We start from the raw sequence: 15,066 nt of genomic DNA, 5'->3' as shown, positions 1-15,066 counted from the left end.
CACACGCTAACGGGGCCCCCGGACAATCCGGAGGCCCCGTCGGTGCAGAGGTGTCGAGAGCGCGGAGGTCAGGCGCTCAGGATGACCGTCTCGGCGATCGGGCGACGTACGCGCGGAGCGACCTCGCGCTCCTGCAGCACCTCGGGCAGAGCCTCGATGTCGCCGAACTCGCCGACGGCGAAGACCGTGAAGGGCACGAAGCGCTCCTCGAGGTCGGCGAACTCGCGGACGACCTCGGGATCGAAGCCGCTCATCTGGTGCACGACCAGGCCGTCGTGGTGTGCCTGCACCGAGAAGTGCGCGACCGCCTGGCCGAGGTCGTAGAGCGTATGCGTGATCGGGGTGCCGTCGGCCGTGGCGGTCTCGGCGATCGCGACGACGAGCACGGCCGCGTTGCCCGCCCAGGCCTGGTTGAAGCCCATCAGGGCGTCGACGACCTGCGCGTGCAGCGCGGTGCCGCGACGGGCGACGATGAAGCGCCAGGGCTGCGTGTTGTTGGCGGACGGTGTCCAGCGGGCGGCCTCGAGAGCGGTGGCGAGCTTGGCCTCGTCGATCGAGCTCTGCGCGTCGAAGGCGCGGGGGCTCCAGCGGCCGGCGAGGACGTCGAGGACGGGGTGCTCGGTCGGTGCGGTGCGGTCGATGACAGGAGTGCTCACAGAGGTGCCTTTCGGAAGGAGGGGATCGGACTCCTTCGTCCGGGTACACGGGTGCCAACAGATGCATGTGCATGCATATTCCCGGGGATTCCTCCGTGTCGGCGCCGGACGGCGTTCGGTCGGAGAGGGAGGTCATGCATTCAGACCGGGAGATTGTGCGACGCCGCGTCGGCCAGCGCACTGCGCACCGCGCGGATCGAGGGGGCATCGGCCGACACCCGCCGTGCCGAGGAGAAGATCTCGCGCCGCGGTTCGTGGGGGAGGGGTGCCAGATCGACGGTCGGGGTGTCGCCCGCCCAGACGAGCTCCGGCAGCAATCCGACGGCGAGCCCGGCATGGATCAGCCGCACGTGCGCGGTGAGGTCGGCGATCTCGAAGCGCACGTCGGGCTCGAACCCCGCGGTGCGGCAGAGCTGCTCGGCCCAGGCGCGGGAGGCGGTGCCGGCGGGTTCGAGCACCCAGGGCTCCTCGCGCGTCGACCAGAGCTCGGCGAGCGCATCCGCATGCCGTGGTGCTCCGGGCCGTCGGGCGAGCGCGATCGCATCGTGCGCGAGCATCACCCGGTCGAGGTCGGCGTGGATCGGTCGGGTGTGCCCCGGGTACTGCTCGGCGAGGATCAGGTCGAAGTCGCGGCTGGACACCCCGACCAGCCCGGTCTCCGGATCGCACTCGGTGACCTCGACGCGCAGGGCCGGATGTCGGTCCTTAAGAGCCTCGAGAGCCCGCGGGAGCAGGGAGTGCGCCGTCGACTGGAACACCGCGATGCCCACGGTCCCGGTCACCTCGGTGAGCGATTCGGCCACGGCGACCTCGGCGTGCTCGAGCTGATCGAGGATGCCGATGGCCTCGGCGACGAGCACGTTCCCCTGGGGCGTGAACTGCACTCCACGCCCCACGCGTCGCAGCAGCGGCACACCCACATCCCGCTCCAGGGCGCTCAGCTGCTGTGACACCGAGGCCTTGCTGTACGAGAGGGCGTCGGCCACTGCCGACAGCGTTCCGCGGCGCGAGAGCTCCACGAGCATCCGCAGTCTGTTGACGTCCAGCACAGTGGTCCCTTGCTCTGCGGATATTGTTCAGCTTGAGTGAACAGAATCCACGCAAATCGGTTGATAGACGGAGCCTACCGAGCGGCAGGACAATGAACCAGCCCGCACACGAAATCCCGGTGTGCGCTCTCTTGGAAGGTCCCACCGATGCCTGTCGCCGCCGACACCACCACCCCCCGTACCGAAGACGTCGCCGCCCTGGTGAAGCGCTGGCTCGTCGAGAGCGAGACCCACCCCGTCGAGCCCGCCGCCCAGCGCCTGTCCGAGGTACTCAAGGACCCGAACGGACTCGCGTTCACGGTCGGCTTCGTCGACGGCGTGATGCGTCCGGAAGACCTGCGCGTCGCCGGCCGTAAGCTCGCCGAGCTGAGCGACATCACCCCGTCGCTGCTGCCCGGCTACCTGCGCGCCGCGATCAAGACGGGCGGCTTCTGGGCGCCGAAGCTCCCCGGCGTGGTCGTGCCGATCTCGCGTCGCGTGCTGCGCGCCATGGTCGGGCACCTCGTGCTCGACGCCACGCCCTCCAAGCTCGGCCCCGCGATCGCGAAGCTGCGCAAGAGTGGCAACCGGCTCAACCTCAACTTGCTCGGCGAGGCCGTGCTCGGCGAGCGCGAAGCGGGACACCGCTTGCAGGGCACCCGCGACTTCCTCGCCCGCGACGACGTCGACTACGTGTCGATCAAGGTCTCCAGCGTCGTGAGCCAGCTGTCGATGTGGTCGTTCGACGAGGCCGTGGCCGATGTCGTCGAGAAGCTGACCCCGCTCTACGAGCTCGCCGCGAAGGCCGAGGCGAAGGGCAAGGCCAAGTTCATCAACCTCGACATGGAGGAGTACCGCGACCTCGACCTGACGATCGCGGCCTTCACGAGCATCCTCGACCAGCCGGGGCTCGAGAACCTCGAAGCCGGCATCGTGCTGCAGGCTTACCTGCCCGACGCCCTCGGTGCCATGCAGCACCTGCAGGAGTGGGCCGCCGCCCGCCGTGCCAAGGGCGGAGCGCCGATCAAGGTGCGCGTCGTCAAGGGCGCGAACCTGGCGATGGAAGAGGTCGACGCGGCGATCCACGGCTGGCCGCTCGCCACCTACGGCACCAAGCAGGACTCCGACACCAACTACAAGCGGGTGCTCGACTGGGCCATGACCCCGGAGCGACTGGACGCCGTGCGCATCGGCATCGCCGGCCACAACCTGTTCGACATCGCCTACACCTGGCTGCTCGCCCAGGCGCGTGGGGTCGCCGACCCGTCCGGCGCCGATCCGCTCGTCGAGTACGAGATGCTGCTGGGCATGGCGACCGGGCAGGCCGAGGCCGTCCGCAAGGACGTCGGCCGCCTGCTGCTGTACACGCCGGTCGTGAACCCGGCCGAGTTCGACGTCGCGATCGCGTACCTGGTGCGCCGCCTCGAAGAGAACGCCAGCCCCGAGAACTTCATGTCGGCCGTGTTCGAGCTGGCTTCGAACCCGTCGCTGCTCACCCGCGAGCGGGAGCGCTTCGAGCGCTCGCTGGCCGCGCTCGCGACCGATGAGGCGGGATTCGTCCCCGGCCCCCACCGCGTGCAGGACCGTACCGTTCTGGATTCCGACGCCGAGGCGCCCTCCGGAACCACCACCGGCTTCGAGAACCAGGCCGACACCGATCCGGCCATCGCCGCGAACCGCGCATGGGGCCGCGAGATCCTGAGCCGCTCGGTGGGCTCGACGCTCGGCCTCGACACCATCGCGATCGCCAAGGTCGAGACGGATGCCGAGCTCGACGGCATCTTCTCCGCAGCGACCGCCGCCGCCGAGAAGTGGGCAGCGCTCCCTGCCGCTGATCGCGCTGCCGTGCTGCATCGCGCGGGAGACGAGCTCGCCGCGCGCCGTGGTCAGCTCATCGAGATCATGGCCCACGAGGCGGGCAAGACCATCGCCGAGGCCGACCCCGAGATCAGCGAGGCCATCGACTTCGCGCACTACTACGCCGAGCGCGCGAAGGACCTCGAGACCGTCTCTGGTGCCGACTTCGTGCCGTCGAAGGTCACCGTGGTCACGCCGCCGTGGAACTTCCCCGTCGCCATCCCCGCGGGTGGGGTGCTCGCGGGTCTGGCCTCGGGTTCGGCCGTCATCATCAAACCCGCGAAGCTCACGCAGCGCTGCGGCGCGGTGATGGTCGAGGCGCTGTGGGCCGCCGGTGTGCCGCGCGACCTGCTCGCGCTCGTCGACCTCGCTTCGCGCGACCTCGGTACACGCCTCGTGGCCGGCCCTGCGGTGGATCGCGTGATCCTCACGGGGGCGTACGAGACGGCGCAGCTGTTCCGCTCGTTCCGCTCCGACCTGCCGCTGCTCGCCGAGACCAGCGGCAAGAACGCGATCATCGTGACGCCCTCGGCAGACCTCGACCTGGCGGCCGCCGACGTGGCTCGCAGCGCGTTCGGCCACGCGGGGCAGAAGTGCTCCGCGGCGTCGCTGGCGATCCTCGTCGGATCCGTCGCCGACTCGAAGCGATTCGAGCGTCAGCTGGTGGATGCCGTGACCTCGATGCGCGTCGGCCTGCCCGATGACCCCGCCACCCAGATGGGCCCGATCATCGAGCCGGCGAACGGCAAGCTGCTCACCGCGCTCACGAAGCTCGAGAAGGGCGAGCGCTGGCTGGTCGAGCCGCGCAAGCTCGACGACGAGGGAAAGCAGTGGACGCCCGGTGTGAAGACCGGCGTGCGCGAGGGCTCGTACTTCCACCTCACCGAGTTCTTCGGGCCGGTGCTCGGCATCATGCACGCGAAGGACCTGGACGAGGCGCTGCGCCTGCAGAACGCTGTCGACTACGGCCTGACCGCCGGCATCCACTCGCTCGACTCCGACGAGGTCGCCACCTGGCTCGACCGTGTCGAGGCGGGCAACCTGTACGTGAACCGCGGCATCACCGGCGCGATCGTGCAGCGTCAGCCGTTCGGTGGCTGGAAGCGCTCGGCCGTCGGAGCGGGCGCCAAGGCCGGAGGCCCGAACTACCTCTTCGGTCTCGGCGAGTGGACCCCGGCCGAGCTTCCGGCCGCCGCCCCGAGCGCGGCCGTCGTGCCCGCGGTCGGCGCACTGCTGGACGCGACTGCCTCCGAGGTCGACACGGCCGAGGCCGAGTGGCTGCACCGCGCCGCCGCATCCGACGAGCGCGCCTGGGTCGACGAGTTCGGCGCGGTGAGCGACAAGTCCGGGCTCGGGGTCGAGCGCAACCTCTTCCGCTACCGTCCGGTCGCGGTCGACGTGCGCATCGGCGAGAGCGCGCCGCTGGTCGACGGTGTCCGCGTGCTCGCGGCCGCCCTGCGCAGCGGCAGCCCGTTCACGGTGTCGGCACCGGCCCTGCCCGCACGCATCGAGAAGGCGCTGCGTGCGCACGGTGTGACCGTGAAGCACGAGTCGGACGCGGCGTGGACCAAGCGCTACGCCAAGGCGGCGAACTCGTGGCACCGCGTACGGCTGGTCGGCGGCGACGCCGCGGCCCTGCATGAGGCGCTCGACGGAAGCCCCGATGTGGCGGTCTGGTCGCACGCCGTGACCGGTGCCGGCCGCGTGGAGATGCTGCCGTTCCTGCACGAGCAGGCCGTATCGATCACGAACCACCGCTTCGGCAACCCGACCACCCTCGCCGACGGCGTGATCTGACCCGGGCTCGCTCCCGGAAGCGAAAACGGAGACGATCGATGCGGCCGTCCGCGTGTCATGTGCCGACACGCGGACGACGAGCGCGATCGTCTCCGTTTTCGCACCCTTGCACGGGCGGGCGGGTGGCGGGTGGCTGGGTACGCAGCCTCAGCCGCGCAGCGCCTCGGCGAGCTTGACCCGGGAGCCCATGCGCAGCAGCGAGTTCTCGTAGATCTTGGCGCCGATGACGATGGCCGCGACGCAGCTGAGGAGCAGGATCACCAGGCTCAGCAGCGGCTCCCACCACTGGGCCTCGCCGACGAACAGGCGCATCGGCATGCCGACAGGCGCCGAGAACGGCACGTACGACATGATCGTCAGCACCAGCGGGTTGTCGTTGAAGACGATGACCAGGATGTACGGGGCCATGATCAGCATCGTGATCGGGGTGGTCGTCGAACCGATGTCCTCCTGGCGGGAGACCATCGAGGCCGCAGCCGCGAACATCGCCGCCAGCAGGATGAAGCCGAACAGGAAGAACACCGCGAACCAGATGATCGGCGCCCCGAGGGTCGTGAGCACCTCGCGCTGACCTGTGACGATCAACCCGATCGTGGCCACGGCCGCCAGGGCGAGGATCTGCCCCATCGCCAGCACCGTGTTGCCGATCACCTTGCCCGCGAGCAGTGTGCGCGCCGGGATGGCCGACAGCAGCACCTCGACCACGCGGGTCTGCTTCTCCTCGACGACGCTCTGCGCGATCGTGCCGCCGAACGTCGCCGCTGCCATCATGAAAACCAGACCGAAGGCGATCGCGATGAAGTACCGCAGCAGCGGGTTGGTGGTCGCCGGTTCCAGGATCACTTCCTCGGGAGTGATCGACAGGGCCGAGACGAGCGAGCCCGGCGCCTCCTGCAGCGCGACGATCGTGTAGCCCGAGGGGCCATCACCCGGGAGCACCGCAGCGTCGACCTTGTCGTCGCGCACGAGCTGTTCGGCTGCAGCCTGGTCGGCGACCGTGGTGACCTCGACGTTCGGGATGGCGGAGACGGCGGAGGCGGTCTCCGCGGTCGCTGCGACCGGCATCGCATCGGTGTTCTTGCTCGCGAAACCACCGAGGATGATACCGGCGAGCGCGAGCACCAGCAGGATGCCGGTCGAGATCAGGAACGCCTTGCTGCGCAGCTTCGAGCCGATCTCGCGCTCGGCGACGAGCCAGATGCCGTTCGAGGCGCGGACAGGGGTGGGGGCGCTCACTGGATGACCTCCTTGAAGATCTGGGCGAGGGACGGATGCTTGGGGGCGAAGCTGGCGACGTCGCCACGCTGCACGGCCGACTGCAGCACGCGCTGCGCCGTTTCGGGGCCGTCCGCGTCGAACAGCGCGTACCCGCCCTCGAAGTCGACGACCGTGACGCCGGGCTCGGTGCGCAGCCATCCGGCGTCGCCGGCCGAGACGAGCTCGTACCGGTCACGGGCGTGCTCGGCGCGCAGCGTGTCTCGGGAACCGGCCGCGCGGATCGTGCCGCCGGCGAGGATGACGAGGTCGTCGCACAGGCGCTCGACCACGTCGAGCTGGTGGGAGGAGAACAAGATGGATGCGCCCTTGGCGGCACTGGCCTGCAGGACTCCCGCGACCACGTCGACCGCGAGCGGGTCGAGGCCCGAGAACGGCTCGTCGAGGATGAGAACCTCGGGGTCGTGCACGAGCGACGCGGCGATCTGCGCGCGCTGCTGGTTGCCGAGCGAGAGCGACTCGATGGTGTCGTTCAGCCGCTCGCCGAGCCCGAGCTCCGTGAGCAGGGCGGTCGCGCGCTCCGTGGCCTCCTGCTTGCCGAAGCCGTGCAGGCGGGCGAGGTAGACGATCTGCTCAAGCACCTTCATCTTCGGGTAGAGGCCGCGCTCCTCGGGCATGTAGCCGAAGCGGCGGCGGTCGGCGGTCGTCAGCGGAGCGCCGTCCAGGTCGACACGGCCGCCGTCCGACGACAGCAGCCCCAGCACGATCCGCATGGTGGTGGTCTTGCCGGCGCCGTTGCCGCCGACGAAGCCCGTCAGCCGCCCGGGGGCGACCGTGAAGGACACGTCATCGAGCACGCGCCGAGAGCCGTAGCTCTTGGTGATGCCGGAGAGTTCGAGCATTCCTGTGGTCATGCCTTCACGTTACGGAGCGCGCCCGACTGCGGCATCCCCCGCACGGCGGACTCTGCGGGATCACCCGTGCGGGGGAGAGTGCACGGGATCTCGCCGAGTGCACGGGATCTCGCCGAATGCACGGGATGGAGACGCGGACAAGTCGTGCACTCGACGAGAAGCGGTGCACTCGCGGTGAGGGGTGGGGGGGAGTATCAGGGGCGTGGGGTGTGGAGCACCGTGCGGACGAGGAGTCCGGCGAGGAGGGCCCAGAACGCGGCGCTGACCCCGAGCACGGCGATCCCGGATGCGGCCACCAGGAAGGTCACAACGGCGGGGATCCGTTCGCCCGGTTCGTCGATCGCCTGCTGCACCGATGAGCCGAACGCGGCGAACAGCGCCAGACCGGCGACGGCCGGGATCACGGCCGTCGGCGCGAGCACCACCAGAGCGGCGAAGGCGGCCGAGAAGACCGCGAGAACGAGGTATGACGCCCCGGTCGAGACCCCGGCGACCCACCGCCTCTTCGGGTCGGGGTCGGCGTCCGGCGAGGCGGCGAGTGCCGCGCTGATGGCGGCGAGGTTGATGGCGTGCCCGCCCGCCGTCGCTCCCAGGGCCGTGCCGACCCCGGTGACCAGCATGGCGGGACGCCACGGCACTTCGTATCCGAAGCTGCGCATGATCGCGACGCCCGGCACGTTCTGCGACGCCATCGTCACGATGAAGAGCGGCAGTGCGAGGCCGACGAGCGCGCCGACCGTGAACGTCGGCGCGGTGAATTCGAGGCGCGGCAGGAGCAGGGCAGGGTCGAAGGGTGTGCCTTCGCCGATCGCAGAGACGCCGACGAGCGACACCGCGACCACGACGGCGGCGGCGACGAAGGCCAGTGGCACCGCCCAGCGCGGTGCGAGGCGTGCGAACAGCAGCCACGTGAGCACGACCGGCGCCACGCCCCAGGGGTTCGCGACGATCCCGGTGATCGGGGCCAGGCACAGGGGCAGCAGCACGCCGGCGAGCATCGCCTGCGCGATCGACGGAGGGATGCGGGCGATCAGCGCGCCGAGGGCCGGCCACAGCGCGGTGAGCAGGATGAGTGCGGCGGTCACCAGGAAAGCGCCGACCGCTGCCGGCCATCCACCCTCGACGGTGCCCGTGGCGACGAGCAGGGCGGCTCCCGGAGTCGACCAGGCGACCGTGATCGGCATGCGATACCGCCATGCGAGCACCACGCAGGCCAGACCCATCGTGAGGCTGGCCGCGAGAAGCCCGCTCGCCGCCTGCGCCGCGTTCGCCCCGACCGCGTCGAGCCCGGTCAGCACCACCGCGAACGAGCTGGTGAATCCGACGAGTGCCGTCACCACCCCCGCCAGGATCGGGCGGGACAGGGGTGCGGCTTCGGGCATGGCTCCGAGGGTATCGCGGAGACGGAGGGGCGCCGCGGATCAGGGGGTGCCGCGCTAGGCGAGACCCATGCGGTGCGCGAGCACGACCGCCTGCACGCGATCGCGGGCGCCCAGCTTCTGGAGGATGCGCGAGACGTGTGTCTTCACGGTGGCCTCGCCGATGAACAGCGCCTGCGCGATCTCGGCGTTGCTCCGGGCATCGGCGAGCAGCGTCAGAACTTCGGCCTCGCGCTCGGTGAGGGGCTCGGCGAGCGTGACGTTCGACACGCCGCTGTTCGTGGTCGCGACCGCCGCCGGAGCAGGCGTCGCGGCGAAACGTGCCAGCACGCGGCGGGTCACCTCAGGGGCGAGCATGCCGTCACCGGCGGCGAGCGCCCGGACGGCTGAGATCAGATCCTCCGCGCCGGCGTTCTTGAGCAGGAATCCACCGGCCCCGGCATCCAGAGCACGGTACAGGTAGTCGTCGCGATCGAAGGTCGTCACGATCGCGATGGCCGCGTCGACCTCCGGGTCGGCGACGATACGTCCGGTCGCCTCGATACCGTCCATGTCGGGCATCTGCACGTCCATCATGATGACGTCGGGACGGAGGGCAGATGCCTTGGCGACCGCCTCGGCTCCCGATGATGCCTCGCCGACCACGGTGATGTCGGGCTGGGTGTCGAGGATCGTGCGGAAGCCGGCGCGCAGCAGGGCATGGTCGTCGACGAGCAGGACACGGATCGGATCGTTCATCGGTTCCTGCTCGATTCGCTCGCGACGGGAAAGGGCACGCGGGCGCGCACGCGCAGGCCGCCGAACGGCCGGGGGATCACCTCGAGCGTGCCTCCGGAGGCCGCGGCGCGTTCCCGCATCCCGAGCTGGCCGAGCCCGGGGCGAAGCTGGGCGACCGGGCGCCCCGTGTTCACGATCTCGATCTCGACGCCGTCGTCGTCGTAGCGCACGCGCACGTCGGCTGTCGCGTCGGGGCCGGCGTGACGGCGGGCGTTCGTGAGGGACTCCTGCGCTATGCGGTACAGGTTCACGGCGACGAGCGAAGGGACGGGCGCGGGGTCGCCGATGACCGTGTACGCGGTCGGCAGTCCCGCCTCGGTCGAAGCGTCGACGAGTTCGGCGATGTCGTCGAGGACGAGGGTAGAGGCGGCATCGGTGGTCTCCCCGCCGGGGGCCCGCAGAGTCTCGAGCAGCTGGCGCAGCTCGTGGATGGCGTCGCGTGCCGATCCCTCGATCCCGGTGAGGATGCGCGCGGACTCCGCGGGGTCCCGTTCCAGCACCAGGCGGGCGGCTCCCGCCTGCACGCCCATGACCGATACGTGGTGGGCGACGACGTCGTGCAGCTCGCGCGCGATGCGCACCCGGTCGAGGGCGACGGCCTGAGCAGCGGTGACCTCCCGCTCGCGCTCCAGCTCGGCCGTGCGCTGCTCGAGAACCGCCAGTTGGCTGGCCGCAGCCCAGGAGCGCTCGCCGAAGTAGTACGCCCCACCGAAGTAGAGCACGTTCAGCAGCAGCTGGATGAGCATGAAGGCGACGTACGGCGACATGGCCCCGGCGATCACATCCGCCTTGTCGGCTTCGTTGATCGCATCGCGGTACATCGTGATCAGCAGCCACACGAACATGCTCACGATGATCCCGACGCGCACGATGATCGCGCGCCGGCGGTTGTTCATCCAGGCGCCTGCCGTGTAGATGGCGATGAACATCGCGATGTTGCCGACATAGATCTCTGGGATCCGGATCGTCACGGCGGTGAAGTAGGCGGCGACCACGATGACGGCGACCGTGCCGGGCCAGCGGCGGCGGACGGCCAGGGGAGCAGTGACGACCGCCGCGTACACGAGGGCCGTCCACAGCGGCGCCTGCTCATCGCCGTACATCTCTGCGATCGAGGAGAGTGCAGCGCTCAGCACGGCCCCGACGAACATGACGGCGGCGAGCAGGATGTCGCTGCGCCGCTCGCGCTCAGTCGGCGTGCGGAGGAACGGGGCTGCGGGCATCCCTCCACCGTAGGGCGGGGCCCGTTCCGACCGCATCCCCCGCACGGGGGAGCGAATCGTTACTTGCTATTGACAAGCTCAGTTGTTTTTTGCAAGCTGGTCACGAAAGGGCTCACCGACCGATGGGCTCGCATCTCCGGAGGAGTCATCATGACCAAGGTGTTCGTCAACCTGCCCACCAGCGACCTCGACCGCGCCAAGGCGTTCTACACCGCGCTCGGCTGCGAGATCAGCCCCCAGTTCACCGATGAGAACGCCGCATGCATCGTGTGGAGCGATGACATCTACTTCATGGTGCTCAAGCGCGAGTTCTTCGCCACGTTCACCGACAAGCCGATCGCCGACCCGAACGAGGTCGCGCAGGTCTCCGTGGCCTTCAGTCAGGACTCGCGTGACGAGGTCGATGCGATTCTCGAGAAGGGTCTGGCCGCCGGCGGCACCGAGCCGAAGCCCGTGCAGGACTACGGCTTCATGTACTCGCGCGACCTCGACGACCCGGACGGCAACTCGCTCGGCTTCCTGTACATGACCCCCGAGGCCGTCGAGAACGGCCCGGACCACGTGGGCGACACCGCCGCGTCGGTCTGACATGGCGGCGCGCAGCTACGGCCAGTACTGCGGCGTGACGACGGCCGTCGAGCTGATCGGGGAGCGGTGGGCGCTGCTCATCGTCCGCGATCTGCTCGTCGGGCCCCGTCGCTACACCGACCTCAAACAGGGCCTGCCGCGCATCCCGACCAACATCCTGTCCACCCGGTTGAAGGAGTTGCAGGAGGGTGGGGTCGTGCGCCGGGTGCCGCTGCTGAACTGCGGCCTGGTGTACGAGCTCACCCCCTACGGCCGCTCGTTCGAGCCGATCATGCTCGCGCTCGGACGCTGGGGTTTCCAGGCGATGGGCGATCCCGCAGAGGGTGACGTCGTCACGCCCGACTCGCTCACGATGGCCTTGCGCACGGCGTTCCAGGAGGAATCCGCCGTGGATGCCGAGTACGAGCTGCATGTCGGCGACGTCGCCCTCCGTGCATCCGTGCACGACGGCGAGCTCCGCGTCGCGCAGATCACGCCGCCGGCGCCGCCGGTCGGCGGACGTCTTCCCGACGGCGCTCCGGACGCGGTGATCGTCGCCGGGCCCGGCATCCGTCGCCTCATCGGCGGCGAGGTCACCCCGGCGGAGGCCCTCGCGCAGGACATCGTCGCGGTCGTCCGGGGCGACGAATCGCTGCTGGACTCGTTCGCCGACACCTTCCGCATCGCACGACTGACAGTAGGGAGCACGACATGAACAGCCAGTATCCCGATGAACAACAGGCATCCGGCCGGATCCTGATCGATCTCTTCACCTCTCTCGACGGCGTCGCCCAGGGCCCCGGCGGCACCGACGAGGACACCTCCGGCGGCTTCCGCTTCAGCGGCTGGCAGGCCGGGTATCCCTCCTCCGGGGTCGGTCCCGAGATCGAGAAGGGCATGCGCGGGCTCGACGCGCTGCTGCTCGGGCGCCGCACCTACGACATCTTCGCCTCGTACTGGCCACAGCACACCGAGGGGGAGTCGGGCGCCATCGGCACGCTCTTCAACCGGGTGCCGAAGTACGTGGCGACGCGGAATGCCGAACTCGCACTCGACTGGGAGGGCAGCACGCGCGTCGGTGCCGATCTGGCTGCCGAGGTGGCCGCGATGCGGGCGGCCCACCGCGAAGTGCACGTGATCGGCAGCATCGATTTCGTGCACACCCTGCTCGCAGAGGGACTCTTCGACGAGCTCAACCTCTGGGTCTATCCGCTGCTGCTGGGCGCGGGCAAGAAGGTGTTCGATGACGACGCGATGCCGAGCGTGCTGCGGTTGCTGGATCCGCCGATCACCGACGAGGCGGGTGTGACCCTGCTCCGGTACGGGCGCACCGATAGGGTGCCGGAGGTCGGGACGTTCGAGTGATCACGAGGGGGGTAACTCCCGTGTATCGACTATTCCCTTCCTATGTGCTGATCCTCTAGGTTCGAGAGGAAAGCTGCCGGCGATCGGCGGATGAATCGAGACTGTACGCGACGGTGGGATCACCGAGCGAACGGACTCCCTCGCAAGGTGAGAAGAATGACGCGACGACGCGGGATGCTGCGGGCTGTGCTGGGCGGAATGGCGGCGATCGCGATCGCCCTGGGAGGTGCGACAGCCGTCGTGGCGGCGGAAGATCCCGCGCCAACGGGTTCGATGTCCGGGACGGTGACGGCCGACGTCGGAGGAGCGGCGCTGGCGGGCATCCAGGTCTCCGCACAGCGAGATGGCGCGCTCGGCCGGTCCGACGCCGTCACCGATGCGACTGGCGGATATACGCTCACCGGCCTGGCCGACGGAACCTACCTGGTCCGCTTCTCTGCGCCGGACCGCAGCTTCGCCACGGAGTACTGGAACAACGCCAGCGACTCACTCGGCGCGCAGCGCGTCACGGTGACGAACGGGTCTGCGGCGACGGGCATCGACGCCGCGCTCGCCCCCGCGCCCTCGGCGTCTATCACCGGAACGGTCACCCGCGAGGACGACGGGACACCGGTTTCGGGCATCGCCGTCTCGGTGACCGGCCCCGGCACGGCCTGGGCATCGGGCTTCACCGATGCGTCCGGCACTTACACTCTCAACGCCCTCCCCGCCGGCTCGTACATCGTGAGGTTCCAGCCGGAGGGAACCGATCTGAAGCGCGAGTATTGGCAGAACGCCTTCGACTACTCCCAGGCGACCCCTGTCGTCCTCGCCGAGGGAGAAGCTGTCTCCGGCATCGATGCCTCCCTCGTGGCCGGGGGCGCGATCGCCGGCGTCGTCACGCGCGCCGATGACGGCGCGCCTCTCGCAAACGTCACGGTGAACGCGCTCGATGCGAACGGAGAGATCGTTGCCTTCGCGCGCACCAACCCTGCCGGCGCGTACGTTGTCGGCGGACTTCCTGCCGGTTCGTATCGCGTGCAGTTCGGCGCGCCCGCTCCCGGACTCGTCACGGAGTACTGGGAGAACGCGTACAGCTTCAACGCTGCGAAGGTCGTCGCCGTCGGTGAACTGCAGACGACCGCCGGGGTGAACGCGGCTCTTGACTCGGTCGGGTACATCAGCGGTTCGGTGACCAAGAGCGCAGACGGCTCTCGTGCACTCACCGCTATCACCGTCGCCGATGTGGAGGACAGCAGTCACGCATACTTCCTCGGCGTCGCGAACGACGGCACCTATCAGGTGGCCGTCGCGCCTGGCACCTATCGCGTGCACTTCGCGCCGTATGAGCCCGGTCTGCGAGCCGAGTACTGGGCCGACGCCTACACGGCGGGGACCGCGAACCCTGTCACGGTGACGTCCGGTGCGAACGTCGTCGGAATCGACGCGGAACTCGACGCGGCTGCCCTCGTGACCGGCACGGTCTCTCTCGACAGCAGTGAGGGGAGAGAGGTCATCGTCGAGGCCTGGTCCGGAAACGAGATCGTCGGCACGACCTTCGCTGATCTTCAGACCGGCGCGTATTCGCTCGCCCTTCCTGAAGGGTCGTTCATCCTGAAGGCCTCGGCCAACTTCTACAACGACAGCACAACGACCGCGCAGCCTCAGTTCTACGACGGCGTCGCCACGGCGGCGCAGGCGACTCCCGTCGTCGTGACCGTGGGCGCTCCCGTGTCGGGGATCGACTTCACCCTCGTCGCGGTCGCGAATCCTGAGCCGCAGCCGGGGCCCGCCCTCGCGCTCGGCGCAGGATCGATCCGCGCCGGGAATGACATCACCATCTCGGGCACGGGGTTCACGCCGGGAGCGACGATCGCATTCGAGCTGCACTCCGACCCGATCGCGCTCGGGACGCTGACTGCCGACGCGGACGGTGCACTTCAGGGCACGTTGCGTATTCCTGCGAACGTACCGGCCGGTGCGCACACCTTGGTGGCGCTGTCAGGCACGACGGTGATCTCCCGCACGGCGCTGACCGTCACCGCGGCAGCGGGGACGGGTGGTCAGGCCGGAGGAGCCGCGGCGGCACCGGGCGCAGGGCTGGCCACCACCGGTCTCGAGGCTCCGATCGCGATCGTGGTGATCGGCGTCGTCCTGGCCATGATGGGTGGGCTGCTCGTGCGGCGTCGCCGCGTCGAGAGCTGAGACTCAGCCGGGAACCGTCTCGATCACCGGTGATCCGAGAGCGGCACCACCGGCACTCGGACAGCGTGGAGGCGCGATGATTCGCGGGACGGGGCATTCCTTGT

At 69.6% G+C, this 15,066-nt stretch carries 12 protein-coding genes; 5 read left to right on the top strand and 7 right to left on the bottom strand.

Features of this window, described 5'->3' with window-relative positions; all coding sequences use genetic code 11:
* Positions 1-68: 68 nt before the first annotated feature.
* Positions 69-656, bottom strand: a complete 588-nt coding sequence (locus ABDC25_RS17015) for a nitroreductase family protein (protein ID WP_347123795.1) — start codon at positions 654-656, stop codon at positions 69-71.
* Between the two features lie 140 nt (positions 657-796).
* A complete protein-coding gene (locus ABDC25_RS17010) occupies positions 797-1,705 on the bottom strand; it encodes a LysR family transcriptional regulator (protein WP_021201735.1) in 909 nt (302 codons plus the stop codon).
* 147 nt (positions 1,706-1,852) lie between these two features.
* On the opposite strand from ABDC25_RS17010, the gene ABDC25_RS17005 reads away from it, so the two are divergent.
* Positions 1,853-5,338, top strand: a complete 3,486-nt coding sequence (locus ABDC25_RS17005) for a bifunctional proline dehydrogenase/L-glutamate gamma-semialdehyde dehydrogenase (RefSeq protein ID WP_347123793.1) — start codon at positions 1,853-1,855, stop codon at positions 5,336-5,338.
* A 147-nt stretch (positions 5,339-5,485) separates the two neighbouring features.
* Here the strand turns inward: ABDC25_RS17005 and ABDC25_RS17000 are convergent, their stop codons facing one another.
* From ABDC25_RS17000 to ABDC25_RS16980, 5 genes are all read right to left on the bottom strand, one after another.
* Positions 5,486-6,574: an ABC transporter permease gene (locus tag ABDC25_RS17000; protein ID WP_029264745.1), complete on the bottom strand. Its 1,089-nt coding sequence runs from the start codon at positions 6,572-6,574 to the stop codon at positions 5,486-5,488.
* Positions 6,571-7,455, bottom strand: coding sequence for an ATP-binding cassette domain-containing protein (locus tag ABDC25_RS16995; RefSeq protein ID WP_315072059.1), 885 nt, complete (start codon positions 7,453-7,455; stop codon positions 6,571-6,573). Before ABDC25_RS16995 ends, ABDC25_RS17000 begins: the two co-directional genes overlap by 4 nt.
* A gap of 206 nt (positions 7,456-7,661) precedes the next feature.
* Positions 7,662-8,849, bottom strand: a complete 1,188-nt coding sequence (locus tag ABDC25_RS16990; protein WP_136024626.1) for a benzoate/H(+) symporter BenE family transporter — start codon at positions 8,847-8,849, stop codon at positions 7,662-7,664.
* Between the two features lie 54 nt (positions 8,850-8,903).
* Positions 8,904-9,584 (bottom strand): response regulator transcription factor, encoded by a 681-nt coding sequence (locus ABDC25_RS16985; protein WP_347123790.1) that lies wholly within the window; start codon positions 9,582-9,584, stop codon positions 8,904-8,906.
* A complete protein-coding gene (locus tag ABDC25_RS16980; protein ID WP_021198208.1) occupies positions 9,581-10,846 on the bottom strand; it encodes a sensor histidine kinase in 1,266 nt (421 codons plus the stop codon). The genes ABDC25_RS16985 and ABDC25_RS16980 overlap by 4 nt, the downstream gene beginning before the upstream one ends.
* 150 nt (positions 10,847-10,996) lie before the next feature.
* Here ABDC25_RS16980 and ABDC25_RS16975 point away from each other — a divergent pair, with 150 nt between their 5' ends.
* From ABDC25_RS16975 to ABDC25_RS16960, 4 genes are all read left to right on the top strand, one after another.
* The gene (locus tag ABDC25_RS16975) at positions 10,997-11,434 is read left to right on the top strand and encodes a VOC family protein (RefSeq protein ID WP_347123788.1); all 438 of its coding nucleotides are present in this window, start codon (positions 10,997-10,999) and stop codon (positions 11,432-11,434) included.
* 1 nt (position 11,435) lies between these two features.
* On the top strand, positions 11,436-12,128 hold the full coding sequence (locus ABDC25_RS16970) for a helix-turn-helix domain-containing protein (RefSeq protein WP_021198210.1): 693 nt from the start codon (positions 11,436-11,438) through the stop codon (positions 12,126-12,128).
* Positions 12,125-12,778 (top strand): dihydrofolate reductase family protein, encoded by a 654-nt coding sequence (locus ABDC25_RS16965; protein WP_021198211.1) that lies wholly within the window; start codon positions 12,125-12,127, stop codon positions 12,776-12,778. Before ABDC25_RS16970 ends, ABDC25_RS16965 begins: the two co-directional genes overlap by 4 nt.
* A gap of 156 nt (positions 12,779-12,934) precedes the next feature.
* Positions 12,935-14,962 (top strand): carboxypeptidase regulatory-like domain-containing protein, encoded by a 2,028-nt coding sequence (locus tag ABDC25_RS16960; RefSeq protein ID WP_167255300.1) that lies wholly within the window; start codon positions 12,935-12,937, stop codon positions 14,960-14,962.
* Positions 14,963-15,066: the final 104 nt, after the last annotated feature.

The organism is Microbacterium sp. SY138 (genome assembly GCF_039729145.1).
Classification (GTDB): Bacteria; Actinomycetota; Actinomycetes; order Actinomycetales; family Microbacteriaceae; genus Microbacterium; species Microbacterium maritypicum_A.
Note: the sequence above shows the minus strand (reverse complement) of the source record. Positions and strands in the feature narration are given on the sequence as shown.

What these genes read in the sequence shown, in the direction of transcription:
- ABDC25_RS17005 (WP_347123793.1), top strand. Translation starts at nt 1,853, where the DNA reads ATGCCTGTCGCCGCCGACACCACCACCCCCCGTACCGAAGACGTCGCC.
- ABDC25_RS16995 (WP_315072059.1), bottom strand. Translation starts at nt 7,455, where the DNA reads ATGCTCGAACTCTCCGGCATCACCAAGAGCTACGGCTCTCGGCGCGTG.
- ABDC25_RS16990 (WP_136024626.1), bottom strand. Translation starts at nt 8,849, where the DNA reads ATGCCCGAAGCCGCACCCCTGTCCCGCCCGATCCTGGCGGGGGTGGTG.
- ABDC25_RS16985 (WP_347123790.1), bottom strand. Translation starts at nt 9,584, where the DNA reads ATGAACGATCCGATCCGTGTCCTGCTCGTCGACGACCATGCCCTGCTG.
- ABDC25_RS16980 (WP_021198208.1), bottom strand. Translation starts at nt 10,846, where the DNA reads ATGCCCGCAGCCCCGTTCCTCCGCACGCCGACTGAGCGCGAGCGGCGC.
- ABDC25_RS16975 (WP_347123788.1), top strand. Translation starts at nt 10,997, where the DNA reads ATGACCAAGGTGTTCGTCAACCTGCCCACCAGCGACCTCGACCGCGCC.
- ABDC25_RS16970 (WP_021198210.1), top strand. Translation starts at nt 11,436, where the DNA reads ATGGCGGCGCGCAGCTACGGCCAGTACTGCGGCGTGACGACGGCCGTC.
- ABDC25_RS16965 (WP_021198211.1), top strand. Translation starts at nt 12,125, where the DNA reads ATGAACAGCCAGTATCCCGATGAACAACAGGCATCCGGCCGGATCCTG.
- ABDC25_RS16960 (WP_167255300.1), top strand. Translation starts at nt 12,935, where the DNA reads ATGACGCGACGACGCGGGATGCTGCGGGCTGTGCTGGGCGGAATGGCG.